At 62.8% G+C, this 23752-nt stretch carries 24 protein-coding genes; 18 read left to right on the top strand and 6 right to left on the bottom strand.

Annotated elements, in window-relative coordinates; translation table 11 throughout:
• Nucleotides 1-17: 17 nt before the first annotated feature.
• Together HWE17_RS12170 and HWE17_RS12165 are read left to right on the top strand one after the other, a co-directional pair.
• Nucleotides 18-467, top strand: a complete 450-nt coding sequence (locus HWE17_RS12170) for a VOC family protein (RefSeq protein ID WP_176388921.1) — start codon at nt 18-20, stop codon at nt 465-467.
• Nucleotides 468-628: 161 nt separating this feature from the next.
• Complete coding sequence (locus HWE17_RS12165; protein WP_176388969.1) at nt 629-883, top strand: DUF1272 domain-containing protein; 255 nt, start codon at nt 629-631, stop codon at nt 881-883.
• A gap of 178 nt (nt 884-1061) precedes the next feature.
• On the opposite strand, the gene HWE17_RS12160 is transcribed toward HWE17_RS12165, so the two are convergent.
• On the bottom strand, nt 1062-2123 hold the full coding sequence (locus tag HWE17_RS12160; protein ID WP_176388920.1) for a nitronate monooxygenase family protein: 1062 nt from the start codon (nt 2121-2123) through the stop codon (nt 1062-1064).
• Nucleotides 2124-2210: 87 nt separating this feature from the next.
• Between HWE17_RS12160 and HWE17_RS12155 the strand changes: the two genes are divergently transcribed.
• The 13 genes from HWE17_RS12155 to HWE17_RS12095 all read left to right on the top strand — a co-directional run bounded on the left by HWE17_RS12155 (nt 2211) and on the right by HWE17_RS12095 (nt 16974).
• Nucleotides 2211-3086, top strand: coding sequence for a LysR family transcriptional regulator (locus tag HWE17_RS12155; protein WP_176388919.1), 876 nt, complete (start codon nt 2211-2213; stop codon nt 3084-3086).
• Complete coding sequence (locus HWE17_RS12150) at nt 3083-4222, top strand: YbfB/YjiJ family MFS transporter (RefSeq protein ID WP_369681726.1); 1140 nt, start codon at nt 3083-3085, stop codon at nt 4220-4222. The genes HWE17_RS12155 and HWE17_RS12150 overlap by 4 nt, the downstream gene beginning before the upstream one ends.
• Before the next feature lie 153 nt (nt 4223-4375).
• Nucleotides 4376-4702 (top strand): hypothetical protein, encoded by a 327-nt coding sequence (locus HWE17_RS12145; RefSeq protein ID WP_255206221.1) that lies wholly within the window; start codon nt 4376-4378, stop codon nt 4700-4702.
• 75 nt (nt 4703-4777) lie between these two features.
• Nucleotides 4778-6079 carry an EAL domain-containing protein gene (locus HWE17_RS12140; protein WP_176388918.1) on the top strand — a complete coding sequence of 434 codons (1302 nt, stop codon included), beginning with the start codon at nt 4778-4780 and terminating at the stop codon, nt 6077-6079.
• Nucleotides 6080-6273: 194 nt separating this feature from the next.
• The gene (locus tag HWE17_RS12135) at nt 6274-6942 is read left to right on the top strand and encodes a response regulator transcription factor (protein ID WP_176388917.1); all 669 of its coding nucleotides are present in this window, start codon (nt 6274-6276) and stop codon (nt 6940-6942) included.
• A complete protein-coding gene (locus HWE17_RS12130; protein ID WP_176388916.1) occupies nt 6939-9311 on the top strand; it encodes an ATP-binding protein in 2373 nt (790 codons plus the stop codon). The genes HWE17_RS12135 and HWE17_RS12130 overlap by 4 nt, the downstream gene beginning before the upstream one ends.
• A 20-nt stretch (nt 9312-9331) precedes the next feature.
• On the top strand, nt 9332-10576 hold the full coding sequence (locus tag HWE17_RS12125; RefSeq protein ID WP_176388915.1) for an MFS transporter: 1245 nt from the start codon (nt 9332-9334) through the stop codon (nt 10574-10576).
• A gap of 311 nt (nt 10577-10887) precedes the next feature.
• A complete protein-coding gene (locus HWE17_RS12120; RefSeq protein ID WP_176388914.1) occupies nt 10888-11445 on the top strand; it encodes a fimbrial protein in 558 nt (185 codons plus the stop codon).
• Nucleotides 11446-11517: 72 nt separating this feature from the next.
• Complete coding sequence (locus tag HWE17_RS12115; RefSeq protein WP_176388913.1) at nt 11518-12282, top strand: molecular chaperone; 765 nt, start codon at nt 11518-11520, stop codon at nt 12280-12282.
• Nucleotides 12283-12406: 124 nt separating this feature from the next.
• Nucleotides 12407-15244, top strand: a complete 2838-nt coding sequence (locus HWE17_RS12110; protein WP_176388912.1) for a fimbria/pilus outer membrane usher protein — start codon at nt 12407-12409, stop codon at nt 15242-15244.
• A complete protein-coding gene (locus HWE17_RS12105) occupies nt 15241-15870 on the top strand; it encodes a hypothetical protein (protein WP_176388911.1) in 630 nt (209 codons plus the stop codon). The genes HWE17_RS12110 and HWE17_RS12105 overlap by 4 nt, the downstream gene beginning before the upstream one ends.
• Nucleotides 15867-16400, top strand: a complete 534-nt coding sequence (locus tag HWE17_RS12100; protein ID WP_176388910.1) for a fimbrial protein — start codon at nt 15867-15869, stop codon at nt 16398-16400. The genes HWE17_RS12105 and HWE17_RS12100 overlap by 4 nt, the downstream gene beginning before the upstream one ends.
• A 328-nt stretch (nt 16401-16728) precedes the next feature.
• The gene (locus HWE17_RS12095) at nt 16729-16974 is read left to right on the top strand and encodes a hypothetical protein (protein ID WP_176388909.1); all 246 of its coding nucleotides are present in this window, start codon (nt 16729-16731) and stop codon (nt 16972-16974) included.
• 499 nt (nt 16975-17473) lie between these two features.
• On the opposite strand, the gene HWE17_RS12090 is transcribed toward HWE17_RS12095, so the two are convergent.
• The 5 genes from HWE17_RS12090 to HWE17_RS12070 all read right to left on the bottom strand — a co-directional run bounded on the left by HWE17_RS12090 (nt 17474) and on the right by HWE17_RS12070 (nt 21574).
• Complete coding sequence (locus HWE17_RS12090; protein WP_255206219.1) at nt 17474-17773, bottom strand: hypothetical protein; 300 nt, start codon at nt 17771-17773, stop codon at nt 17474-17476.
• A 1-nt stretch (nt 17774) separates the two neighbouring features.
• Complete coding sequence (locus tag HWE17_RS12085; protein ID WP_176388908.1) at nt 17775-18638, bottom strand: EAL domain-containing protein; 864 nt, start codon at nt 18636-18638, stop codon at nt 17775-17777.
• 88 nt (nt 18639-18726) lie between these two features.
• Nucleotides 18727-19764 (bottom strand): serine hydrolase, encoded by a 1038-nt coding sequence (locus HWE17_RS12080; RefSeq protein WP_176388907.1) that lies wholly within the window; start codon nt 19762-19764, stop codon nt 18727-18729.
• Nucleotides 19755-20561, bottom strand: coding sequence for an alpha/beta fold hydrolase (locus HWE17_RS12075; RefSeq protein ID WP_176388906.1), 807 nt, complete (start codon nt 20559-20561; stop codon nt 19755-19757). The genes HWE17_RS12080 and HWE17_RS12075 overlap by 10 nt, the downstream gene beginning before the upstream one ends.
• Nucleotides 20558-21574, bottom strand: a complete 1017-nt coding sequence (locus HWE17_RS12070; RefSeq protein ID WP_176388905.1) for a M14 family zinc carboxypeptidase — start codon at nt 21572-21574, stop codon at nt 20558-20560. The genes HWE17_RS12075 and HWE17_RS12070 overlap by 4 nt, the downstream gene beginning before the upstream one ends.
• 208 nt (nt 21575-21782) lie before the next feature.
• Between HWE17_RS12070 and HWE17_RS12065 the strand changes: the two genes are divergently transcribed.
• The 3 genes from HWE17_RS12065 to HWE17_RS12055 all read left to right on the top strand — a co-directional run.
• On the top strand, nt 21783-22508 hold the full coding sequence (locus HWE17_RS12065; RefSeq protein ID WP_176388904.1) for a hypothetical protein: 726 nt from the start codon (nt 21783-21785) through the stop codon (nt 22506-22508).
• Nucleotides 22505-23080: an RNA polymerase sigma factor gene (locus tag HWE17_RS12060; RefSeq protein ID WP_176388903.1), complete on the top strand. Its 576-nt coding sequence runs from the start codon at nt 22505-22507 to the stop codon at nt 23078-23080. Before HWE17_RS12065 ends, HWE17_RS12060 begins: the two co-directional genes overlap by 4 nt.
• 8 nt (nt 23081-23088) lie before the next feature.
• On the top strand, nt 23089-23752 hold a 664-nt coding region (locus tag HWE17_RS12055), incomplete at its 3' end, for a FecR domain-containing protein (RefSeq protein WP_255206218.1).

The following is a 23752-nucleotide window of genomic DNA, read 5'->3' as shown; positions in this document are numbered from 1 at the left end:
GACACCCAGGAGGCAACATGACAGTCAAGCGCATGGACAACGTCGGCATCGTGGTAGAAGACATCGATGCCGCCATTGCATTCTTCACCGAACTTGGTCTCGTTCTCGAAGGGCGCGCCCCGGTTGAAGGAGAATGGGCAGATGGCGTCACCGGACTGCACGGCATGCGCGTCGAGATTGCCATGATGCGTACGCCGGACGGTCACAGCCGTCTGGAATTATCCCGCTTCCTCGCGCCGCCCGTGGTCGCCGATCACCGCAACGCCCCAGTGAACGCGCTCGGCTACCTGCGCGTCATGTTTACCGTCGAGAATATCGACGATACGCTCGTCCGGCTCGTCAAACGCGGCGCGAAGCTGGTCGGCGAAGTAGTCCAGTACGAAAACATGTACCGGCTCTGCTATATTCGTGGTCCGGAAGGAATCCTCATCGGGCTTGCCGAACAGCTTGAGCAGAAGATATCTTGAGGCAATCCCACCGGATCGGCGTCCATCCGTTAGCGAAGCAGGCCTGCGCGAAAGACGCGAAGGTACGATGAATGTATGCGTTATAGGCGTCTACTATCGGGCAGAATCTGTCAACGACGGCAAGCGGCCCAAACCGGTCGTTCCACAACATAAGGAAAATGATGCTGCAATTACGCCCAAACTGTGAATGCTGCGATAAGGACTTGCCACCGGAATCTACCGAGGCAAGGATTTGTTCCTTTGAATGCACCTTCTGTAGTGATTGCACTACGAGCTTATTGAAAAACAAGTGCCCAAATTGTGGAGGCGAGCTAGTCACACGCCCTAGAAGGCCATTGGAAAAGCTCGTCAACAATCCTGCAACCACTGAGCGAGTGTTGAAGCAGAGCGGTTGCGAACAGGCGGCAAAGCGCTGAATGTTTGGTTGCTTTCTTGTTACCAGTCGCTTTAAGCCGAAGGTAGTATCGGGAATGTGTGACCGTCCGTAACGGGGTGAAAGCGGACACTGCAATGCCGTCGCAGCGTCTAGCCAAGACGGCATGCAACCAAGGGCTTCCTTGTCCTGGCCGCCCGCATATCAGCGGCGTGCTGAAATCAGCGCGCCATTTCCCTGGCCAGTGTCAACACCAGTTCCTCCGCCCCCATTTCCCTGGCCAGCGGCGCGCCCTGGCCAGCCCATTGCGCGGCAAATTCGCTGTTGCCGTGCTGGCTGGCCAGCGCGTTCAGTTGCTTGGCGGCATCGTAGGCGACGGGGTAGTCGGCTGGTGGCGGGCTGCCCGGCGCCTCGCCATACTCGATCAAGTGGTTCACCATGCCGCGCGCGAGGCGGCCCGAGAGCACGCTGGTCAGGCGCGTGGCCGATGCCCGCTCGCTTTTCAGGTTGGCGCGGTAGCCGGCATTGGCCGACGATTCCGGGCATAGCACGAAGGCCGTGCCCAGCTGCGCGGCTGCCGCGCCCAAGTCCAGCGCGGCGCGGATGCCTTGCCCATCCATGATGCCGCCGGCGGCGATCAGGGGCAGGGCGGTGCGGTCCGCCAGCAGGCGCAGCAGCACGCTGGTGCTGTGGCGTTCGTCCGGCGCTTGCGGGTCGAACACGCCGCGATGGCCGCCCGCTTCCACGCCTTGCGCCACGATGGCGTCGACGCCGGCCTGTTCGATCAGCAACGCCTCGCGCGGATTGGTGGCCGTGGCCATGGTGTAGATGCCGGCCTGGCGCAGGGCCCGGACTTGCTGCGGCGTCGGCAAGCCGAAATGGAAGCTGACGACGGCGGGCCGCTGTTCCAGCAACAGATCGAATGCCGCCTCATTGCCGATGAACGTTGCGTAGATTTCATCGAGTTCCACGGGCACGCTTGCCCCCAGCTCCGCGAACAGGGGCGCCAGATGGGCCAGCCAGGCGGCTTCGCGCCGCGCATCCCGCACGGCCGGCGCATGGCAAAACACATTCACATTGAAGGGACGGTCCGTCAGCGCGCGCGTGTCGGCTATCACCTGGCGCGCCTGCGCCACCGTGCCCGCGCCGATGGCCAGCGAACCGAGGCCGCCCGCGTTCGAGACGGCGGCGACCATGCGCGGCGTGGAGACGCCGGCCATTGGCGCCTGGATGATGGGCAGTTGCAAGCCGAGACGGTCGAGGAAGGGCTGGATTGAAGTCATGATGTTTCCTTCATGAAGTTGAGGATGCTGCATTCAATTCGTATTTTGAGAATATAATAGCATAATCATTTTTAAATGGAGAATGCGATGGAGTCGGAATCATTGCGGATTTTTTGCTCTGTCGCCAGTGAGCTGAGCGTGACCCAGGCCGCAGCCAGGCTGGGCCGCGCGCCGTCCAGCGTCACCACGCGCATCCAGCAGCTGGAAGCCGATATCGGCGCGGAACTGTTCGTGCGCACCAATAAACGCATGGCCCTGACGGCGGCCGGCGAGCGCTTTCTCGAGTATGCGCAGCGTTTGCTGGCGCTGGCGGAAGAAGCGCGGCACGTCGTCACGGGCGGGAGAGAGGGCGGCACCTTGCGCGTCGGTAGCATGGAAAGCACGGCGGCCAGCCGGCTGCCGGCCCTGCTGGCCGCGTATCACGCCCGCCATCCGGCCACGCGCCTGGCGCTGAGCACGGGGCCGTCGCGCCCCCTGATCGAGCAGGTGCGCACGGGCTTGCTCGACTGTGCTTTCGTCGCCTTGCCGCCCGCCTTCGGCGGCGCCGCCGCATTGGAAGAGCTGGGCCTGGCATCGACAGCCGTGTGGCGCGAGGAACTGTGTTTGCTGCTGCCGGCCAGCGAAGGGCAGGTGCGCCGCGCCTCGGACGTGCGCACGCGCTCGCTGGCGGCGTTTCCGCAGGGCTGCACCTATCGCGGCATCGCCGAAGAGCTGCTGGGCGTGGCCGGCAGCACGCAGTGGCAGGTGCAGGAGCTGAGTTCGTATCACACCATGATCGCCTGCGTGGCGGCCGGCGCCTGCGTGACCCTGCTGCCGGCCAGTGTGCTGGCGCTGTCGGACGCACCCGCCACCTTGACAACCTTGTCCGCCGGGCAGATTGACACCGTGCTGGTGTGGCGCGCCGGGTTCGACGTGCCCGCCTTCCAGCATTTGCTGGCGCAAGTGGGCCAGGCGGCGCCGTGAACGCGCCGGCCAGGCTGCGCGCGGCCATCGCCGCGGCCGCCATCCTCGCCATCGGCATGGGTTTTGGCCGCTTCGCCTTCACTGCCATCTACCCGCACATGGTGGAGGAAGGCGTGTTGAGCTTGCGCGACGGCAGCCTGGCCGCCTCGGCCAACTATGGCGGTTACTTGCTGGGCGCCATCCTGGCCATGCGCGCGCGGGCGCACAACGCGCACCGGCTGTGCCTGTGGTCGGTGGCCGGCACGGCCATCTGCCTGGGCGTGCTGGCCTTGACTATGCCCGTCTGGTTCATCGTGGCCGTGCGCGGCGTGGCGGGCGTCTTCAGCGCCCTGGCCATGGTGGCGGCCTCGCTGTGGCTGCTGGTGCAGCGCCGGCAGGCGCGCGGCGCGCCGCTGCTGTACGCGGGCGTGGGCGCCGGCATCGCCATCTCGGCCGAATTGCTGGTGCTGGCGTCGCACCTGGGCTGGCACAGCGCCGGCATGTGGCTGCTGCTGGCCGGCGTCACCGTGCTGGCGGGGCTGGCGGCCGCGCCCGCCATTGCCGCCAGCGGCCAGTCGGCGCCGGATGCGCCGGATGCGCCGGCGCAAGTTGGCGCAACCGCGTTGGCGCCCGTGGCGCCGTGGCCGCTGGTGCTGATCTACGGACTGGCGGGACTCGGCTACATCGTCACGGCCACGTATTTGCCCGTGCTGGTCGGCGCGGCCTTGCCCGGGCTCAATTCCGCCCATGTGTGGGCCGTCTTCGGCCTCGGTGCGGCGCCCTCGTGTTTCCTGTGGCACCGCCTGCACGAGAGACTTGGCACGCGCCAGGTGCTCAGGCTGAACTTGCTGCTGCAGGCGCTGGGCGTGGCCTTGCCCGTGCTGGCGCCCTCGGCCGCCGGTTATCTGCTCAGCGCCATTCTCGTCGGCGGCACGTTTGTCGGCACGGTGACCATCGCCATGCCTGCCGCGCAGCGGGCCGCAGTCAAGGCCGGCAGCAACATGATGGCCATCATGACGGTGGTGTACGGCATCGGCCAGATCCTCGGCCCCGTGCTGGCCGGCAGCCTGTATGCGCAGTCGCATAGTTTCAATAATGCATTATTGGCGGCGGCTGGCGCGCTGCTGCTGGCGATTGTCGTCAGCCTGCGGCTGTAAGCCGCCGCTTTAAATGCTCGCTGGGAATTTTAGGACTGTTCTGATTTCGGTCAAGAAAGTCTGTCGCTACACTTCAAGTCATCACCGGTTCGCGCCAGCCGCCATGCGCATGGCGCGGCCGGTTCCTGACCTTCCATATTGAAAGTAGCAGCTATGACAAAGCAAATACAGCAGCATCCCCCACGCGTGACGGGATTACGCAACCGGCTTCCTCTGAATGCCGCAAGCGGTTTTCGCAATGCCGATCTGCTCGATGTGCTTATCGATTTCCTGGGTTTGAAGAACGATGCGGCCCTGGGGCGCGAATTGCAGGTATCGGCGCCCATCCTTTCCAAAATCAGACATGGTTCGCTGCCAGTGAGCGCCGCCATCCTCATACGCATGCACGAAGTGAGCCGCTTGAGTATTCAAGAGCTGCGGGCATGCATGGGCGATCATCGCACGCGTTTCGGCATGCCCGATGAAGAGGACAGCAATTAAGAGGTTTGCCGCCCGTCATTTTCTGGCGTTCCCACTCTTTGTTCACCCATGCGTCTTAACCCAAGGAAAACTTCCGTGAAAACCATCAGCTCCCCTGTGCGTAGCGAATTCCATTGCCTGCGCGTGCTGACCTTGACGCCTGATACGGACAAGAGTGGTGCCCGATGGCTGGGCACGATGCTGAGTGCCATCAATGTCGCAGACGTGAAAAGTATCAATTCCTTGAGCTTGATTCCCTCGCTGTTGCGCGAAGGGAAGGTTGACGTGATCGTCGCGGATGTCGAACATGGTGGCCTGATGGTGCCGACCTTGCTCAAGACGCTCGATGCGGCCAACCCGCTGGCGCGTTTTCCGCATGTGCTGTGGGTCGGCCAGCCGACACTGCTCAATTTGCTGCATGGGCAAGCCGCGGCGATGCTGGAAAAACCGGCGGTTGCCCGCATCGGCGGCCTGTCCGTGTCGGCATTATTGGCGCTTGCCCGGCTGGCGCATCGCGCCGGCATCAATGTCGGCATGGTCTACGGCGGCGGCAACGCCGCGTTTGCCGAGGCCTTGCGCGCCTTGTTGCTGGTCCCGTCGATCAAGCGGGAGGCATCCTGTTTTGCGCCGCCCGACGGTCCGACGGAAGCCGATGTGATCGAAGCGTTGACGACAGGCAAGAATCTGCGCGTGATGCTGCAGCCGCAGTACGATTTGCGTACCAGGCGCATCATCGGCGCCGAGGCGCTGCTGCGCTGGAATCATCCCGGCGTTGGCGAAGTGCCGCCATCGGTGCTGATTCCCATGGTCAACCGCCTGGGCCTGCACTTGCTGTTGTTCAGCTTTATCGAGACGCGCGTGATCGACGTCCTGCTGGTGCTCAAGAGCCGCCAGGTGACCTTGCCCATCGCCCTGAATGCTTCTGCCGAAACCGTGTGTACGCCAGGCCTCGCGCAGCGGCTGGCTGAAAAGATGCAGCGGGCAGGCGTGCCGCCGCAATTGCTGAAAATTGAATTGACTGGCGATCTGCCGGTCGACGATGAACTGCTGCTGTCCGCCTCGCTCAATACGCTGCGCGCGAAAGGATTTCCCGTTTCGCTCGATGATTTTGGGCAAGGTTCATCAACCCTGAATCTGCTGGCCAAGATGACCTTTGACGAGGTCAAGATCGATGGCGCGTTTGTGCGCGACATGAAAACCAGTGCTTCCGCGCAGGCCGTCATTGCCGCGACGGTCAATCTGGCACGGCTGATGAATCTGAAAGTGGTGGCGGAAGGAATCGAGGATTCGTCATGCATCGAGGCGCTGTGCCAGCTTGGCTGCCCCACGGGACAAGGCTATGCATTGGCGCGCCCCATGGAATTGCGCGACTTTTTCGCCAGCGTCAGCAATAAATAATGCGTGCCTTCGCTAGTGCAATAAAAGTAATTTTATTGTAATGTGAATCTGAAGGCGGGTAAATCGAAGCATTTTTGTTGCACAGGAGCACCTATGTTAATAAACTGCATCTCGTATGGTGGTGGTGGCGTAAATAGGAGTAATCTCATCAAAAGAAACTTTTTTCATACAGCGTCTGGTCCTTGCCCATGCCTATGAAACGCTTACGTATTGCCTTGCTCGACGATCACGCCGTGGTGCGGCACGGTCTCGTCGCCCGCCTCTCGGCCGAACAGGATATCGACGTCGTGGGTGCCTACAGTACCAGCCGCGAGCTGATCGCGGGCTTGCTCGCGACGCCTGCCGACGTCATTTTGCTCGACTATGCGCTGGGTCCGGACGAACTCGATGGCGTGTCGTTGATCCGTGCGCTGCGGGCCAAATTCCCCGATTGCCCCATCCTCGTGTTGTCCACGCATCATGAGCCGGCCACGGTGGCGCTGGCCTTGCGCGTCGGCGCCCGCGGTTTTGCCGGGAAGGGCGAGGAAATGTCGGAACTGGTCAAGGCGCTGCGCAAGGTGGTGTCGGGCGCCGTGTACCTGAGCGCCGAGATGTCCTATCGGGTGGCGGAAGCGAGCACCACCTTTGATGCGCGAGAGGGTGAGGACGGCGCGGATGCGCTGCTGCTGGGGGCGGCGCTGTCGGCGCGCGAGCGCGAGGTGATCCGCTGTTATCTGGCGGGGATGACGGTGACGGAAATCGCCGAAAAATTCAAGCGCAGCATCAAGACCATCAGCTCGCAAAAGACCACCGCCTTCCGCAAGCTCGGTGTCACGTCGAATAATGAACTGTTCAAGATCAGGCATACCATAGGCGAAGCATGAGGCGCTGGCGAGCCGGCATCGCCGCTTTCCTGCTGGCCGTTTGCTGCATGGCGGCGCAGGGGCAGGAAAGGGCGTATGCGCTCAGCGCTGCGGAGCAAGCCTGGGTGCGCGCGCATCCCGTGTTGAAGCTGGGCATGCTGCAAAACCGGCCACCGTTCGAATCTATCCAGCGTGGCGCTATCGGGGTTGGCATCGGCCCCGATTACATCAAAATCATTGAGCGGCATAGCGGCCTGGACTTTGACATCGTGACCTTGGCCGAAACGGACAACGGCCTGGCCGCGTTGCGTGAAGGACGGGTCGATTGCCTGTCTGCGGTGCGCAGTATCGGCACACCGCCGCAAGTGCCCGGCATCAGCTACAGCTTGCCCTACCTCTCGACCACGGCTATCGCCGCCACGCGTGAGCAGGGTGAACCTGGTGCCGATGGCATCGCATTCGATGGCAAGACCGTGGCGCTGCCGGCCGCGGAAGCTGGCCTGTTCGGTCCCTTCCTGCGTGAACGCCACGACGGCATGCGCATCGTTGTCAGCCCCACCATGCGCCAGGCGCTGGCGCTGCTGTCGAAAGGCGGCGCCGACGTCGCCATCGGCAGCAAGGCGCAGTTATTGCCGGGATTGATGCGCGAGGAAGGCGCGGACCTGCATTTTACGGAACTGCCCGTGGCGATGACGTCGGACGTGCGCATGGCGCTGCGCGATAGCGATCCCTTGCTGGTATCGATCGTGAACAAGTCGCTGGCCGCGATGACCCCGGCCCAGATCCGGCTGGTACGCCAGGATTGGCTGGGAGCACCGGGCGATGATCACTCGGGCATGCTGTTCTCCGCGGACCACTTTGGCGAACATGTGGGCCTGGCTGTGGCCTTGCTGCTGATCCTGGCGGGTCTGGCGTACCAGGCCTACGGTGCGCACCGGCGTGCCTTGCGCAACGAGCGCAGGGCGGCCATGTTCCTGGCCGTGATGAGCCATGAAATCCGCTCGCCCATGAATGCCGTGCTGGCCGCCGTGGAATTGCTGCGCTCCACGCCCATGAATGCGGAGCAGCGTCACTTTGTCGACCTGGCCAGCAACGGCGGGAATATCCTGCTGCGCTTGCTCGACGACGTGCTCGATGTCTCCAAGCTGGAGGCGGGGCAACTCACGCTCAGCCTCGATGCGGTCGATGTCGCAGCCCTGGCCAACGACGTGGCGGCCCTGCAGCAGCTGCGGGCGCGGGAGAAGGGCATTACGCTCGATGTAGTGCTGCCCGTGGCGGTGCCGCTGCTGATGCTGGACGAGGCCAGGCTGTTGCAGGTGCTGCACAACCTGGTCTCGAACGCCATCAAATTTACGGCAAGCGGCGGCGTCGAGATACAGATTGCCATGCTGGACGACGGGCAGGGCCAGGCGCGCCTGGAAATTGCCGTTGCCGATACGGGCACTGGCATAGCCGCCGCCACGCAGGCGAGCCTGTTCCGGCCGTATGTGCAGGTGGAGGGTACCTACAAGCGTTCGGGCGGCACCGGCCTGGGTCTCGTCATTTGCCGCGAATTGGTGACATTGATGCAGGGCACGATCACCATCGACAGCGAGATGGGCAGGGGCACGCGCATGCTGATTTCCTTGCCTGCGGATATGGCGCCCGGCTCCGCTGCTGCGGCCGACGTGGTCGCTACCCGGCCCGCTCCGGTGGGTGGCGCGGCGGCGCAGCGCCTGTCGATCCTGGTGGTTGAGGATGTGCCGGCCAACCAGGCCGTGTTGCGGGCCCAGCTCGCCAGCCTGGGCTGCGATGCCGACATTGCCGAGAATGGCGCCAGGGCCCTGGCCTGTTTCCAGCTGCGCGAATATGACCTGGTGCTGATGGATTGCGACTTGCCCGACATCGACGGCTACAGCCTGACGGCCGAATGGCGCAGGCGCGAAGCGGATCTGGAGCAGGCGCGCTGCCCGGTCATCGCGATTTCCGCCTCGACGGGCGAGGATCATGCGGAACGCTGCTTTGAGGCCGGCATGGATGGCATATTGAGCAAGCCGATCCGGTTGGCGAAACTGCAGGATATCGTCGAACTCTGGTGCGACGTGACCTTGGCGCTGCATGCGCCGCCGATGGAAACCCTGGCGGTCTTCGATATGCCGCAGGTGCGCGCAGCGTTCGCCAACGATATGGGCGAGTTGCTGCAGGCCATGGTCATGCACGAACCGGATGGTGCGGTGCGTGCCGCGCATCGCCTGCATGGCGCGGCCCTGGCCATGCAATGGACGGAGATGGCGCAGCCGGCAAGGCAGCTCGAGAGCCTGTTGCGCGGTGCGGAAGTGCTCGGCGATGCGCGTTGCGAGCAGCTTTTGCAGGACGTCGTGGCCGCCTGGCGTAGCCGCGGCCAGCATTGATTTCAATTTGAAGGAGCATCATGTTGCGCAGGATGAACAAGAATAAAAAAGAGGCCATGGGGATGCTGGCGTTGATGTTGCCTACTACCTTGCTGTTCCTGGTGCTGTCCAACATGGATCCGGCGCTGCTGCCATTGGCATCCCAGCCTTTGCCATTCGGCCTGCCTGACACACTCGGCAATCTCCCGATAGCCGCAGTGCTCCTTTTTGCCAGCATGGGGTTAACGGGACTCGTGCTGGCAGTCCTGCCAGCAACCTTGTCGCGCAAGAAAATATTGCTCAGCGGATTCCTACTGCTTGCGGTGGCTGCGTTAATGGGCCTGTTTTCCCGCTCGCCATTTGAGCTGTGCTGCTGGAGCTTGCTGGGTGGTATAGGGTGTACGATGAATATCTGTGCCTGGATTAGTATCGCGGCCACGTATTTTCCGCGCCATTGTGCCTTAGTGGTGGGACTCATGAACTGTCTTGCCACGGCCGTTAACATGGTCGCTAACAGACTTACCGCCATTCACGATGCTATCAATGAGCAGGGGGAGCTGCCTCTGTTACCGGCCCTGGTTGGCATGCTCATCCTGATTCTTCTGTATATCCTGATCTGGCATTTTTTTCAGCAGATCAGTACCGCCGACGAACGCAGTTTCGTCCGTCCTGAAGTCAGAAGCCCGGTGGGGGAGGTCTGGTCTCGAGGCCCGCTGTTGCTGTTTCTGGCAGCCGTATGCATGCCAGTGAGCGCGGGTAAGTTTGAATACCTGTGTGGCGCGCACCTGCGCGAGATATTGGAACTTCCCATCAAGACAGTACACATGGTGATAAGTGTCGCCATGATTTCCGCCTTGCTGTCGCCGCTGGCTGGCTGGCTGGGGGACCGGTACGGTGCCATGAAAACGCTGCTGATTGTTCTTCCCATCATAGCCGCTGTCAGTGGTCTGCTATTTTGCGGATGGCATATGACCTTGGATATTCTCATGTTATTGGCGTTCCTGGTGGGTTTTGGTTTGACCTCGGTATTTTTTGTCAATATCCTGGCGGCCCTGATTCAAGCGGTGCCACCTATGCAGAACATGCGGGCCGTGGGCTTGTTCTATGTCGCGTTCAACCTGGGGATTCTTGTCGCGGAGGTGGTTTTCACTCATCTGAAAGAGATGGTCGGCTGGACGGCGCTGGTGTTGGTGCAGCTTGTCTTGCCCCTTGTGCTGGCGACCGTGCTGGTCTGGCTGGCGCAGAGAGTATTGATGCCGGCAGACAAGGTGGTGGCGCCTGGCTGATTGGCCGGCCGTCATGTACCCCGCTTGCAAGCACCACCTTGCAGGCTTTCCCATCGCTTTCATCCCCGCACTGCCTCCCCCCATTCTCTCCAGCCACGCCGCAACGTCAGTTTGCCAGGCCGCTTGCATCCTGTGCGTGTTGTTGCCGATGTGTGCGTCTATTTGCACATGTCTTATCCGGCGGCGCGGATTTTTAAGACCATTCTCATATCGACAACTACCGCGGCTCTGTAAAGTACGTATCTGCAACAACAGCCGCGTTCCTACATTAACTGGTGCGCATTTACCTTTATCTTTCAGGAGTAGTCTCAATGAAATCCCAAGTCCGTATCCTCGCCGTTCTGCTGGCCGCCGCTGCAACCCAATCCGCTTTCGCCGCCGATGGCAAGATCAATTTCGAAGGTGTACTGTCCGATTCGACTTGCGTCGTTACTGTCAACGGCGCTGTCGGCCCTGCGCCTGCGACCGTGAAATTGCCAAAAATCTCGGCTGCCCAGCTGAAAACTGCTGCAGAAGTTGCAGGTAAGACCGGTTTTAACATTACGCTCAGTGCTTGTACCGGTACGACCACCAAGGCTGCCGCATTTTTCGAGCCGGGCAGCACTGTTGATCCTTTGACCCATAACCTGACAAATACAATTGCCGACCCCGCCGTCGGCGCCAAGAATGTTCAGCTGCAACTGCTCGATGGCACCAACGGCAAGGCGATCAAGGCCGGTGATTCCGCGCAAGTTACCGATACCGAGAAGGTTACGAAGAATACGGCTGGCGACACGGTTCTGCCGTATGCCGTGCAATACATTTCCACCGGCCTTGCCACTGCCGGCACGATCAATAGCAACGTTACCTACTCCATTTCTTACGAGTAATCCACACGCCAGGGAAGCACGTCCTCGCCGCCCAGGCGGGACGCGCCTCCCGTCTACATTCTGAGGTCTTCCATGTCCCCCTATCATTCATTGCACAGTTCGTTATTGCTCAGCCTGGCCTTGCTGTTTTGCTCTTCCTCCATGGCCAGCGTGGTGATCACGGGAACGCGGCAGATTTATCCGGCGAAGCAAAAGGAAATCACGGTCAAGCTCAATAACGATGGCGCAGTGCCGGCGCTGGTACAGGCGTGGGTCGATGCCGGCGATGTCGTATCGACGCCGGCATCGGCCAAAGTTCCTTTTGTGCTCACGCCACCGCTGGCCCGCATCGATCCCGGCAAGGGGCAGAGTCTGCGCCTGATGTTTGTCGGTCCGGCCTTGCCGGCGGCGAAGGAATCGGTGTTCTGGCTGAATGTGCTGGAGATTCCGCCCAAATCGCAAGACGCCGATGTGAATTCGCTGCAGATGGCGTTCCGCTCACGCGTCAAGATTTTTTATCGCCCCGAGGGGCTCGCTGGCAATCCTGTCGACGCGATCGAACAAGTGCAATGGCGTGCCGTGCCTGCCAGCCATGGCAAGGGCTTTGCCCTGGAAGCGTATAACCCGTCCGCCTTTCACGTGTCGCTGGCGTCGCTGTCGCTGATGGTCGGCGCCGTGCGCAGCGAGAGTGATGGCGGCATGGTGGCGCCAGGCGAGACCAAACAATTTGCGCTGCCCACCCTGAATGCCTTGCCTGGCGCCGGCGCACAGGTGGAGTTTAGCGCCATCAATGATTATGGTGTCCCGATGCCGACGCGGCGCACCCTTTCGGCGCCCGCCAGCCGGCCCGCTCCTTAAGGTCTGAATCATGCATACTCATCGCCATATTCGCTACTATCCTCAAGTAATGCCTGGTCCGGGCGTCAATGGGCTCGTTGGCAGCGTGGTCAAGGCGGTGGCGTTCAGTTCATGTGCGTTGCTCATGCCGGTGGCGCATGCCGATCAGGTCGAATTCAATGGCGCGTTTTTGCCGGCAGGCTCGCGCAGTCTGGACCTGGTCGCGTATCAGAATGGCAATCCCGTCTTGCCAGGCACTTACCGTGCCGATATCGCCCTCAACGGCCAGCTGAAAAACCGCCAGGATATCAAGATTCACGCCAATGACGATGGCAGCCATCCCGTGGTGTGCGTGTCGCGCAGGCTGCTCGAACTGCTCGGTGTCGACATGGCGCGCCTGTCGCCGGAAGCGACGGCCTTGCTGGAGGCGGGCAACTGTGCCGATCTGAGCAAGCTTATCGAAAATGCGACGGCCAAGTTCGTGCCGGAGAGTCAGCAAGTCGACATCAGTATTCCGCAGATTTCACTGCGGCGCGATGCGCGCGGCTATGTCAGCCCGGAACTGTGGGACAGCGGCGTGACGTCCGGCATGCTCGGCTACAACTTCAACAGCAATCACAATAAAAGTGGCGACAGCGCCTTCAATTCAGCCTACCTGGGTCTCGATGGCGGCTTCAATCTCGGCGCCTGGCGTCTGCGCCACAAGGGTGCGCTGAGCTGGCAGCAAGCGGGCGGCAGCCGCTATCAGGTGCTCGACACCTATCTCCGGCGCGATGTTACCTCGCTGAAAAGCCAGCTGACATTGGGCGACTCAAATACCAGCGGCGAGATTTTCGATACACAGTCCTTCCGCGGCGTGCAATTGGCCAGCGACGACCGCATGCTGCCGAACTCGCTGCGCGGCTACGCGCCCGTGGTGCGCGGCATCGCCCGCACCAGCGCCCGCGTGACGATACGCCAGGCAGGCAATATTTTGCTGGAAACGACGGTGGCGCCGGGCGCCTTCGTCATCGATGACCTGTATGCCACCGGCTACGGCGGCGACCTGAATGTGACCGTGTCCGAAGCGGACGGCAGCGAACAGCGCTTCGTGGTGCCGTATGCCGCCGTGACGCAGCTGCTGCGTCCGGGAACCCTGCGTTTCGGCGCGACTGCCGGCGTGACGCGCAATAATCACCTGAGCCAGCAGGCCGGCTTCCTGCAAGGCACCGTGCAATATGGATTGAACAACAGCCTGACGGGCTACGGCGGCGTGCAAGCCAGCGCCGACTATCTGTCGCTGCTGGGCGGCATGGCGTTTGCCACGCCGATCGGCGCCATGTCCGTCGATCTGAGCCATGCGCAGACCGACCTCGACGCTGAGAAGGCCAAGGGCCAGAGTATGCGTATGTCGTACAGCAAGAATATCCTGAGCACCGGCAGTAATTTTTCGATGGCCGCCTACCGCTTTTCCACCAGCGGCTACCTGGATTTCGCCAACGCCATGCAGGCGCTTGACACCGAGCGGCAGGGCTATCCAACGACCATGCTGGACCGCCCCCGCAACCGGCTGTCGCTGACGGCCGACCAGAGCCTGGGCGAGTGGGGCAACGTCAGCATCAGCGGGTATACGCAAAATTACTGGAACCGGGAAGGGCAGGACTTGCAATACCAGCTCAGCTATAACAAGCGCGTGGGGCGCATCAGCTATGGCATCAGTGCCAACCGCGGCAGGACGTCGTCAGGCGGTATGGAAAACCGCTTGCTGCTGTCCGTCAACCTGCCGCTGGGCAGCAGCGCCAGCGTGGACATGCCGTACATGTCGGCCCAGCTGGAGCGCAACGCCGATGGCCGCTACAGCCAGCTGGCCACCGTCAGCGGCACGGCCGGTGAAGAACGCCAGTTCGGCTATGGCGCGTCAGTCAGCCGCGATGGCAGCAGCGGCAGCAGCAGCGGCACCCTGAGCGGCCAGTATACGGGAGCGCGGACCTTCGTTGGCGCCTCGGTCGGGCGTGGGAAGGACTATACGAGCGCCTCGTTCAACATGAGCGGCAGCGTGGTGGCCCATCCTGGCGGCGTGACCCTGTCGCCGCACCGCGGCGACACCATGGCCGTGGTGCATGCGCCTGGCGCCGCTGGCGCCACTGTGGCCGGTTATCCGGGTCTCAGGCTCGACGCCAGCGGCAATGCGGTGGTGCCGTATCTGCGTCCGTATGAACTGAACGAAGTGGCGATCGATCCTGTGGGCTCGTCGATGGACGTGGAAATGCGCGAAACAAGCCAGCAGGTGGCGCCGCGCGACGGCGCCGTCGTCTTCCTCAAATACAGCACCAGCACGGGCCGGGCAGTTTTGTTCCAGGTGCGCCTGGCGGGCGGCGACGTGCTGCCGTTTGGCGCCACGGTCAAGGATGAGCAAGGGCAGTCGGTGGGCATGGTGGGCCAGAATGGCCAGCTGTACGCACGCTTGCAGGAAACCAGCCGGCAACTGTCGATTTCGTGGGGCGGCAGGGCGCATGAGCGCTGCTCGCTGCCGGTGCCTGCGTCGTTGATGCAGGGCGAAGGCGGCCAGCTGCAGCAAGCCGAGGCCGTGTGCGTGCCGGAATTGATCAATGCCAAGGCGCCGCCCGCTGAAGAGCGCAGCGCTGACTTGCAGGGCGGCACGTATTCAGTCGATATCTTCGTCAATGGCCAGCGCATGGAGCGGCGCGAGGTGGCGTTCCTGCCGGTGGCTGGGGGGCAAGATGCGTCTCCTTGCATGAGTACGGTTGATTTGCAGGCGTATGGGGTGCAGCTTTCCAAGGAGCAATTGCTGCAGCCATGCCAACTGGTGCTGCAGTCGATTCCCGGCGCCAGCTGGAGTCATGAGGCAGCCGTGCAGCGTCTCGATCTGCAGGTGCCGCCTGCATTTATGGCCGCGCTGGTGCCACGCCAGGATTTGCAGGTCGCCGCAGCCAGAAAATATGAAGAAACCGCGCTTAAAATCAACCAAAAAAGAAAACCATGAACGTTCGGGAAGTACTGTCTCTGCTGGCCGGATTGCTCGTGTGTGCTGCGCCGCAGCTGGCTCAGGCGTTCGAATGCCGCATCTCCGATGGCGCTGCTACCACTGCAACGATGGCCCTCCAGATCAGCAGCCTTACCGTGCCGCGTGATGCACCCAACGGCACCTATCTCTACACCCAGGCTTTTCAGAATGCCGATGCTGGTATCCAACGGATTGTCTGCACGGATGCGATCGAGTCTGAAGGCGAGGGATACGGGTATGTTGCAGGCGTACTTGGCAGTGTCAGCTCCAGCGCTGTTCCCGCAATGGCCGGGAAAATTTATGAAACCGGGGTGCCCGGCATCGGTGTGGTATGGCAGGTCACCTCGGATACCTCGCTGAATGTCGGCAAAGGTACGTACTTTTACTGGCCCATTAAGTGCCTAGCTTCTTCTAACTCACGGGCAGAATGCTATACAGGCAGGTCCGGGTCGGTGAGAGTACCAACTACTTTCAGGGTCGCGCTCGTAAAGACTGGACCGGTGGGCATAGGCGTTATACCGGCAAGCGCTTGGGCCGGGCGATTCTCCGTATACGATTTTCATATTTATCCGGTAGCACTAGTAGCAACGAAGTTGACGTCGTGACACTGGGATTGACAGGCAGCATACGCGTTGTCAGTAAAACCTGCACGACGTCTGATGTCAGCGTACCACTTGGCCGTAGCAAGATAATGCCCCTGAAAGGGGGAGGCATGTCCCTGCCGGCGGTCAACTTCGAAATCCGCTTGACCGATTGCCCAGGGTTTCCTGGTAGTATTGCTAGCGGGGGCGGTGGTGCAGTTTCTTCGCAAAATGGTGGCGTCATTGGCCCCAGCAGATCGCCGAATACCCGCAAGATACGTATAGACTCGGTGGCAACGGCGATCAATGCCAGCAAAGGCGTGCTGAGTCTGACGGCGGAAAAAGGGAAACGGGTCGCCACTGGCGTGGGAGTGCAACTGTTAGACGAGTCAGGTCAACCCTGGATATTGTCGCAGGACGTCGGCGTGCCCAATCTCAATGCGAATACCACTTCGTTGACCATCAAGCTGGGTGCGCGCTATTTGCAAACGGCAGCCGAGGTAAAGCCCGGCTTGTCCAATGCCGTGGCGACGTACACGCTGAATTATCAGTAGCTTTCTTGCTGGGTTGAAAGGTCGCCAATTGCGTGTGCGCAGGCTGGCGGCCAGAAGGAAAAACTACTCGCAAGTGTCATGCCGTTCAGTTAAGACTGAACGGCATTTTTATTTTCTGGGTTGTAACCGCCAGAAGAGGCTGTTAACCTGCCGGGCATGCTTGATGACACAATTCATTTTTGACGGAGACCCATGAGGCGTCCGATGGAAAGCGTCTGGGGTAACGTTTTTCGCTCGAGTAGGGCGAGCAAACGGTTCGTTACACGGGCGAGGCGAGTAGACAGCACCCGCGCTTGCCTGCGGACCAAGTGGCATGCCTGGTGGTGGCGTGGCGCTGGCATTGTACCGGCATCAATCGATACGCGAAGTGCAAGATGACCTGAACCTTGCGCTGCGGGATCTGCAAACACCGGGTGTTCTAGGTGAAGATGGTCTCGAGCTACTCCATGGTGCCGCGTTTGGCCCCTACGGTACCAACGAAATGCAATATGCCAAGGAGTTGTTGCCATCGATTCCCGACCACTCGCTGACCGCCTTGGATAAAAGCTTCATGTCGGCGGAAATCCGTTGTTAACTAAGAAACAATGGCAACAATCGACACTTCATCATTTCCGCCAAATCGAATACGACGTGGAGACCGCTGGCGCTGGCAGGTGATGATGCGCTGATCGAGATGAAACCGGCACAGCAGGTCCGCAAAAAATGGCCGGATCGGCCACCATCTGGGCGGGCACGCACCATTGCCTTGGTCGATGGCCAATGGCGAAAGCGGTATTGGCGGTGAAATGCGATCCCACTGAAATCTGCTTTGTACGGGCCATCCACGTCATCCAATATGAGCTGCCCTGGTCGCCATCGTGCGCTCCCAGGGCAAGTTGCCAGCCTTGATGCAACGCCTGCGTCAGCGGCTAACCAAGTCGCTGAATGAAGAACGGCCCGATCGCCAATTCGACCGGGCCGTTAAAGCCGTGCCTCAGCGTTACACCGTCCGGCTCATGAAACGAGACCTTAACTGAACGGCATTACACCCGTGAGGGCGCGTTGTCGTGTATGGACAGCGGGCCTCCAGAGCTTCAGGACGGCAAGCGATGCCGGCAGGGGGGCAACAGTGCCCGTAGTTCGCCGATGGACAGGCCCGATGCTTCGTGCATGCGTATCAGCATGTCGGTATCGAGCGCGGCGTTGCCTCTTCTTAGCTTGCTGATCGCAAAGGGCGGCACGCCCAGTTCGCGCGCCAGGCAGGCGTCATTGCGCAGTCCCATGTAGGCGAGCAGGCGTTCGACCAGCGCCGCGGCATCGTGCGTGTGGACGCTTGTGCCGGCAGCCATGGCATCGGTGGTCAAGATCAGCGGTAATTGCTTCATGTCGCTCATGTCACATCGCCTTCAGTGTCATTGCCATTGCCACGGGCCTGGTCAGTTGACGCTGGATAAACTTTTCGCGCTCCATCGGGCGCGCCAGCGCATAGCCCTGGCCGATATGGCAGCCGATGTCCAGCAAGGCCGCCAGCAGCGATTCGTTCTCGATGCCTTCGGCCACCAGCTTGAGGTTGAGTCTTTGTGCCAGTGAAATGAGGGTGGCGACGATGGCGTGCGAATGGGCGTTGGTTTCCATGTCGCGAATGAAGGCGCCGTCGATCTTGACTTCATCGAAAGGCATCTTGAACAGGACGTTGAAGGTGGCGGAACCGGCGCCGAAATCGTCGAGCGACAGGGGAAAGCCCTTCGCCCGCAAGGTGTTGAGGCAAGCCGACAGGCACAATTCGTCGAGGACCGGCAAGTCTTCGGTGACTTCGACTTTCAGCAGCCGCGTCGGCAGGCAGGCATCCCACATTCTTGTGGCAAGCAGATCGGCCATGCCGGGCGTGCACACGGTATCGATCGAGGCGTTGACGGCAACGGGCACGTCGCCACCTTGACGGCGCAGGTGCTGCAACATGGCGATGACTTCCTTGACGACCAGGTCGAACAGCGGCAGATGCAGGCCGAGCCGGTTCACCATGGGAATGAGTACCGACGGCGGCACGCTGCCATGCTGTGGATGGTCCCAGCGTAGCAGCGCTTCCGCGCTGACAACGCGCCGGCTGTGCAAGTCATACTGGGGCTGGTAGACGACACGCAGCCCGTCACCCGAATGGATGGCATGGATGACGTCCGCGTCGCTGGGCACGGTGAAGGGGCGCGCCGGCAGGCGCTGCCTCATCGTGGTGGATGAAAGGGCATACACGGCTGCGCTCATGGCGATTTTCCCGACAGGTTAAGATGGACGAAGTATAGGAACTTCGGCATCCACGGAAAATCGGACTGTTCTGAAAAGCGGCGTGGCTTCAGAGATCGAATGCGCAGCGCATGAAGTCGCGCCGGATGTCGTTGATCCTGTCGAACTCGCGCGTGTAATACAGCTTGTTCGTCAGCAGCATCGCATAGCGGCCGCGCCTCGGGCTGATCCACATGGCCGTGCCCGTAAAGCCCAGGTGGCACCAGACATCGTCTTGCGGCCCGGTGCCTGCCGCCGGATGCCAGAACAGGCCGCGCGACGGCTGCAGCTTGCCCGTCCGCACCGTCAGCGAATCGCGCACCCAGCCGGCGTCGAACACCTTGCCGTCCGGCGCCAGCATCGCCCGCAGGAAGCGCTGCAGGTCCGGTACGTTGGAAAACAGCCCGGAAATGCCGCACACGCCGCCCAGCAGCCGGGCCGAAAAATCATGCACCACGCCGCACAGGTGGGTGCCCGCCTGTTCGCAATACTCGGTCGGCGCGACCAGCTGGCCGTGCCGGGGCGCCACAGGACCGTAGCCCGTGGCGGCCATGCCCAGCGGCTGCAGTACATGCTCGGCCAGCGCCACGTCCAGCGGCATGCCCAGCAGCCGCTCGATGACCAGGCCGAGGATCAGGGCCGCGCGGTCCGTGTATTCGACAGCCCGGCCTGGTATGCCTTCCAGCGGCTCGCGCAGCACGCCGCGCACGATATCGTCGTACACCTCGCCATAGCTGGCGCGCAGGCGGGCGCGCAGCGGCAAGCCGGCCGTGTGCGTCAGCAGCTGGAAAATCGTGATGGGCGCCAGCGCGTATCCCACTGTGCCGGGCAGCAGGTCCGCCAGCCGGCTATCGAGGCGTAGGCGTTCCTGCTTTACCAGCTGGCCGGTCAGCGACCAGACGCTGATGATCTTGGTCAGCGACGCGATGTCGAACAAGGTGTCGACTTGCATCGCGGCACTGGACGCTTCGGGCGTGAGCCGCCCGGCCGCGCCTGCCACGCCGTGGTCGACGCTGCCCACGGCCCAGGCCGCGCCCGGAAAAATCTGTTCGCGTACGCCGGCTTCCACCAGCGCCGTCAGTTGGTCGGTATGGTTGCTTATTTGCATGATGATAGTGCCGTGCTTGTCTTGTCATGCTCTGCCGCTGCCACCCCCAGCCAGCGCGCCACCGATTGCGCCACCCATTGCCCTTCGTCGAGCGGCAAGTCGTGACCGGCGTCGCCGTGGATCAAACAATCGGCTTGCCAGGCGCGCGCCAGACGCTGCGAGCAGCGGTGGTCGACCAATCGGTCCAGCGCGCCGGCCATCACCAGTACCGGCATGGCCGGGCGGATTGCCGGGGCGCGGTAGCGGGCGGCAGACAGCAACTGGCGCAGCGCGTTGCGCCGGCTAATCGGATATTGCTGCTGGTAACTGAGCCAGTCGGCCAGCAGCGCGGGATTGCCGCCAGCATGCCGCTGGCTCGTCAGACGCAGGATCAGCGCTTCCTGGCTACTTTTGTCGCCCAGCAGCAGCTGGCGCACCAGCGCGCCATAGTTTTGCCAGCGCAGGCGCCGGTAAAACGGACTATATGGCCGCATGCTGGTATTGAGCAGCACGCAGCGGGCGATTTCCTGCGGATAGCGGTGAGCCCATTCCACGGCCACCATGCCGCCCAGGGACAGGGCCAGCAAGTGGTACGGCGCCGGGATGCCGCGCGCCTGCAGCTCCTGGCGGCAGGCTTCCACCATGTCGGCCACGCGGGTGGCGCTGTCCTGCGCGTGGCGCCCGCCATTGCCGGGGAAGTCGGGCGTGACGATGTGGGCGCCGGGCAGGGCGCGCGCCAGGGTGGCGGGAAAGCTGCCCCAGTGGCGTTGTTCGCGCATCAGGCCGCGCAGCAGGATCCAGGTGGGCGCGTCGCTCATGACTCGTACCATTGCGCCAGCGCGCGCCGTCGTTGCGCCTTGCGCAGCAAGCCTTCCGGCATCCAGCGGCCGTGGCTGCTGGCGGCGCGCATGAGGAAATCGAACCACACGAGGTGCCGGCGCAGCACGCGCTGCAGGCGGTGCGCGGCCGTGGGGTTGAAGATGCTGACCCTGTTGAACAACTGGCGCGGGTTTTTCTTGACCCAGCGCCATGAACCCATTTCCAGGGTCAGCGGCAGGAACACGCGCCCGCTGTAGCTGGTGCCGTTCAGGTATAGATAGTCCCACAGGTCGCCATGCGTGCGGTATTGGCGGCTTTGCGGCTCGAATACATAGTTGTGGTTGGGATAGCTCTGGCTGAACAGCTCTTCCAGCGCGCCGATCTCGGCCAGGTGCTCGATTGGCACCTGGGTATGCGCGTGGGGAAACCAGATGCGGTCGCGCAAGCCGAAACCGGAATGGCAATCGAGGGCGATGCTGAACTGGCGCGACAGCAGTTCGCGCTCGACGAGGTCGCACACGGCCTGGCTTTCCACCTCCATCGGTCCCCCGGCCGCGCCGCGGTACCAGGGCAGGCGGGCGCTGTAGCGTTGTCCACCGAGCATGAACGGCACTTTTTCGCGTGCGCTCAATGGCGCATTGCGCATCAGGTCCACCCCCTGCGGATTGCAGCGCGTGGCTTGCCACATGCCGCCCGGATTGACCAGCGGCATGAACACGAGGCGCATGCTTTCCAGTTGCTGGTGCAGGGTGGCATCCCAGCGCAGGCGCGCGACCAGGCTTTCCAGGAAAGACAGGATGACTTGCGTGCCGATGCGTTCGAGGCCGTGGATGCCGCCGAAAAAGCCCAGCACGGGCACGTCGGGGCTCGGATTGCCCAGCGCAATCGTGTACACGGGAAACTCGCGCCCATCCATGGCGATGCTGCAGGGCGCGGCCACTTCCAGGTGGCTGCCGCCCTCGTCGATGAGGCGCTTCAGCATGACCAGCTCGGGCAGATTCTTTTCGATCATCAGGCGTCTGAAAGGGAGAGTAGCAGCCAGTGTAGCCGAAATCGCCGCCGCACCCGACGTCCCGCATGGCGAAATTTGCGCACGCCGCTGATGTCACGAAGCCGTCATTTTTTGTGTGTAGGCTATTGCAGTTGATGCAAGAATTGTTACTTGGCAATGCCTTGTTTCCACGCATTTCTCCCTCACACGATAGCGACTCGATAGCGATATGACAGGCAGCCCGGCATCCGTCCATGTGCTCGCGCTGGCGGGATACCTGGTTTTGCTGGGTTTCCTGGCCGCGGTGGGACCGGTGCGGGCGCAGCCGGCCGATGGCGCCGTGCTGCAGTTCGATATCGCTGCGCAAAACCTCGGCGACGCGCTCGACCTGTACAGCCGCCGCACGGGCATCGCCGTGCTGATGGACCAGCGCTACGCGCAGCGCCAGTCGGCCGCCGTGCGCGGCCCCCATGCGGCCGGCGCGGCCCTGCAAGCCTTGCTGGAAGGCACGGGCCTGCAATCGCGCCTGTCCGATGCGCAAGCCGTCATCGTGTATGCGCCGGCCGCAGCTGACTTGCCGCAAGTCAGCGTCGTGGCCGCCGCCGACATCCCCGGCGCCACGCAGGGCGGCGGCGACCATGCGGCCTATGTCAGCCGCTTGCAGCACGTGCTGCTGGGACTGCTGTGCCGCGCGGCGCAGACGCGTCCCGGCGGCTACCGGCTGGCGCTGCAACTGTATCTGAACCGCGCCGGCGTGGTGGACCGCGTGCACCTGCTCGACAGCACAGGCTTGCGCGCGCGCGACACGGCCATTGCGCGCGTGGTGCTGGGCATGCGAGTGGGCGCCGCGCCGCTGCCGTCGATGCCGCAGCCCGTTTCCATCCTGCTGCTGCCGCAGGGGCCGGGCAGCGAAGTCGATTGCGGCCCCGGCACGACGGCAAGGCTTGCGCCATGAGCATGCCCGACCTGCGCACCAAGCTCAAACGCCACCTCAGTTCGCGCTACGCCGTGCTGCGCTGGCGCCTGGAGCGCGTGGTCGGCTGCAAGCACCATGCGGCCGATGCGCTGCAGGAAACCTGGCTGCGCCTCGAAGCGATGGTGGCGCCTGGCCCGGCCGCCGCGCCCGTCCACAATCCCGACGCCTATCTGCTGCGCATGGCGGCCAATATCGCCACCGACGCGTACCGGCGCGACCGCATCATCGTCACGGAGCGCGAACGCGAAGAACTGATGCACATGGCCGACGAGGCCGGCGACGACATCAGCGACCCGGCGCGCATCGTCTCGGCGCGGCTCGACGTGCAGGCGCTCGACGCTGCGCTGGCAGGCCTGTCGCCGCGCCGCCGCGCCATCCTGACGGCGGCGCGCATCGACGGCATGCTCAATGCGGACATCGCCGAGCGCTTCGGCATTTCCGTGGCGATGGTCAAGAAAGAATTGCAGGCCGCCATGCAACACTGTAAAACGTGCATGGCCGGCGCCGAGGCCGTCCAGCGCAGCGATGTGTCGGGCCGCCGTAAATATTGATGAATCCCATGACTGCTCCTGACCGCGATCCACGCGACGTTTTTGAACATACCGACACGGCCATCGGCCGGGAAGCCGCCGCCTGGTGGGCGCGGCTGCGTGCCGACGATTTTACGCAGGCCGACGCCGACGCCTTGCGCGCCTGGTGCGCGCGCAGCCCCGGCCATGCGCGCGCCTGGCGCGAGCTCAAGCAAGTGTGGCAGGCGCTCGACCCCGCCTTGACCCGCGCCGCCGTCGCGCCGCAGGGGGAAAACGTGCTGGCGTTCCCGGCGCGCCCCGGCCGGCGGGCGTTTCTCGGTGGCGCGCTGGCGGCCGGCGTGGCCGTGCTGGCTTTGCGTCCACCCTTGGGCGCCTGGCCGTCGCTGCAGGAATTCTCCGCCGACTACCGCACGGGCACGGGCGAGCAGCGGCAAGTGGCCTTGTCGCAGCAGATGACGGTGCAGATGAATACGCAGACGCGCATCGATGTGCGCGCGCCCGAGTCCATCGAATTGCTGGGCGGCGAGGCGGAAATCCTCGCCAGCGGCGCGCGCCAGCCCGTCACGGTGCTGGCGGGCGCGGGGCGCCTGCTGGCGCAGTCGGCCCGCTTCAATGTGCGCCATACGGACGACGCCGTGTGCGTCACCTGCCTGGCGGGCGCCGTGGAGGTGGTGGGGGGGGCGCGCCGCCCCC

Source organism: Janthinobacterium sp. BJB401 (assembly GCF_013372745.1).
GTDB lineage: Bacteria > Pseudomonadota > Gammaproteobacteria > Burkholderiales > Burkholderiaceae_D > Janthinobacterium > Janthinobacterium rivuli.
Note: the sequence above shows the minus strand (reverse complement) of the source record. Positions and strands in the feature narration are given on the sequence as shown.

Coding starts and splice junctions, on each gene's coding strand:
- HWE17_RS12170 (WP_176388921.1), top strand. CDS start 18: ATGACAGTCAAGCGCATGGACAACGTCGGCATCGTGGTAGAAGACATC.
- HWE17_RS12165 (WP_176388969.1), top strand. CDS start 629: ATGCTGCAATTACGCCCAAACTGTGAATGCTGCGATAAGGACTTGCCA.
- HWE17_RS12160 (WP_176388920.1), bottom strand. CDS start 2,123: ATGACTTCAATCCAGCCCTTCCTCGACCGTCTCGGCTTGCAACTGCCC.
- HWE17_RS12155 (WP_176388919.1), top strand. CDS start 2,211: ATGGAGTCGGAATCATTGCGGATTTTTTGCTCTGTCGCCAGTGAGCTG.
- HWE17_RS12145 (WP_255206221.1), top strand. CDS start 4,376: ATGACAAAGCAAATACAGCAGCATCCCCCACGCGTGACGGGATTACGC.
- HWE17_RS12135 (WP_176388917.1), top strand. CDS start 6,274: ATGAAACGCTTACGTATTGCCTTGCTCGACGATCACGCCGTGGTGCGG.
- HWE17_RS12130 (WP_176388916.1), top strand. CDS start 6,939: ATGAGGCGCTGGCGAGCCGGCATCGCCGCTTTCCTGCTGGCCGTTTGC.
- HWE17_RS12125 (WP_176388915.1), top strand. CDS start 9,332: ATGTTGCGCAGGATGAACAAGAATAAAAAAGAGGCCATGGGGATGCTG.
- HWE17_RS12120 (WP_176388914.1), top strand. CDS start 10,888: ATGAAATCCCAAGTCCGTATCCTCGCCGTTCTGCTGGCCGCCGCTGCA.
- HWE17_RS12115 (WP_176388913.1), top strand. CDS start 11,518: ATGTCCCCCTATCATTCATTGCACAGTTCGTTATTGCTCAGCCTGGCC.
- HWE17_RS12110 (WP_176388912.1), top strand. CDS start 12,407: ATGCCGGTGGCGCATGCCGATCAGGTCGAATTCAATGGCGCGTTTTTG.
- HWE17_RS12105 (WP_176388911.1), top strand. CDS start 15,241: ATGAACGTTCGGGAAGTACTGTCTCTGCTGGCCGGATTGCTCGTGTGT.
- HWE17_RS12090 (WP_255206219.1), bottom strand. CDS start 17,773: ATGAGCGACATGAAGCAATTACCGCTGATCTTGACCACCGATGCCATG.
- HWE17_RS12085 (WP_176388908.1), bottom strand. CDS start 18,638: ATGAGCGCAGCCGTGTATGCCCTTTCATCCACCACGATGAGGCAGCGC.
- HWE17_RS12080 (WP_176388907.1), bottom strand. CDS start 19,764: ATGCAAATAAGCAACCATACCGACCAACTGACGGCGCTGGTGGAAGCC.
- HWE17_RS12075 (WP_176388906.1), bottom strand. CDS start 20,561: ATGAGCGACGCGCCCACCTGGATCCTGCTGCGCGGCCTGATGCGCGAA.
- HWE17_RS12070 (WP_176388905.1), bottom strand. CDS start 21,574: ATGATCGAAAAGAATCTGCCCGAGCTGGTCATGCTGAAGCGCCTCATC.
- HWE17_RS12065 (WP_176388904.1), top strand. CDS start 21,783: ATGACAGGCAGCCCGGCATCCGTCCATGTGCTCGCGCTGGCGGGATAC.
- HWE17_RS12060 (WP_176388903.1), top strand. CDS start 22,505: ATGAGCATGCCCGACCTGCGCACCAAGCTCAAACGCCACCTCAGTTCG.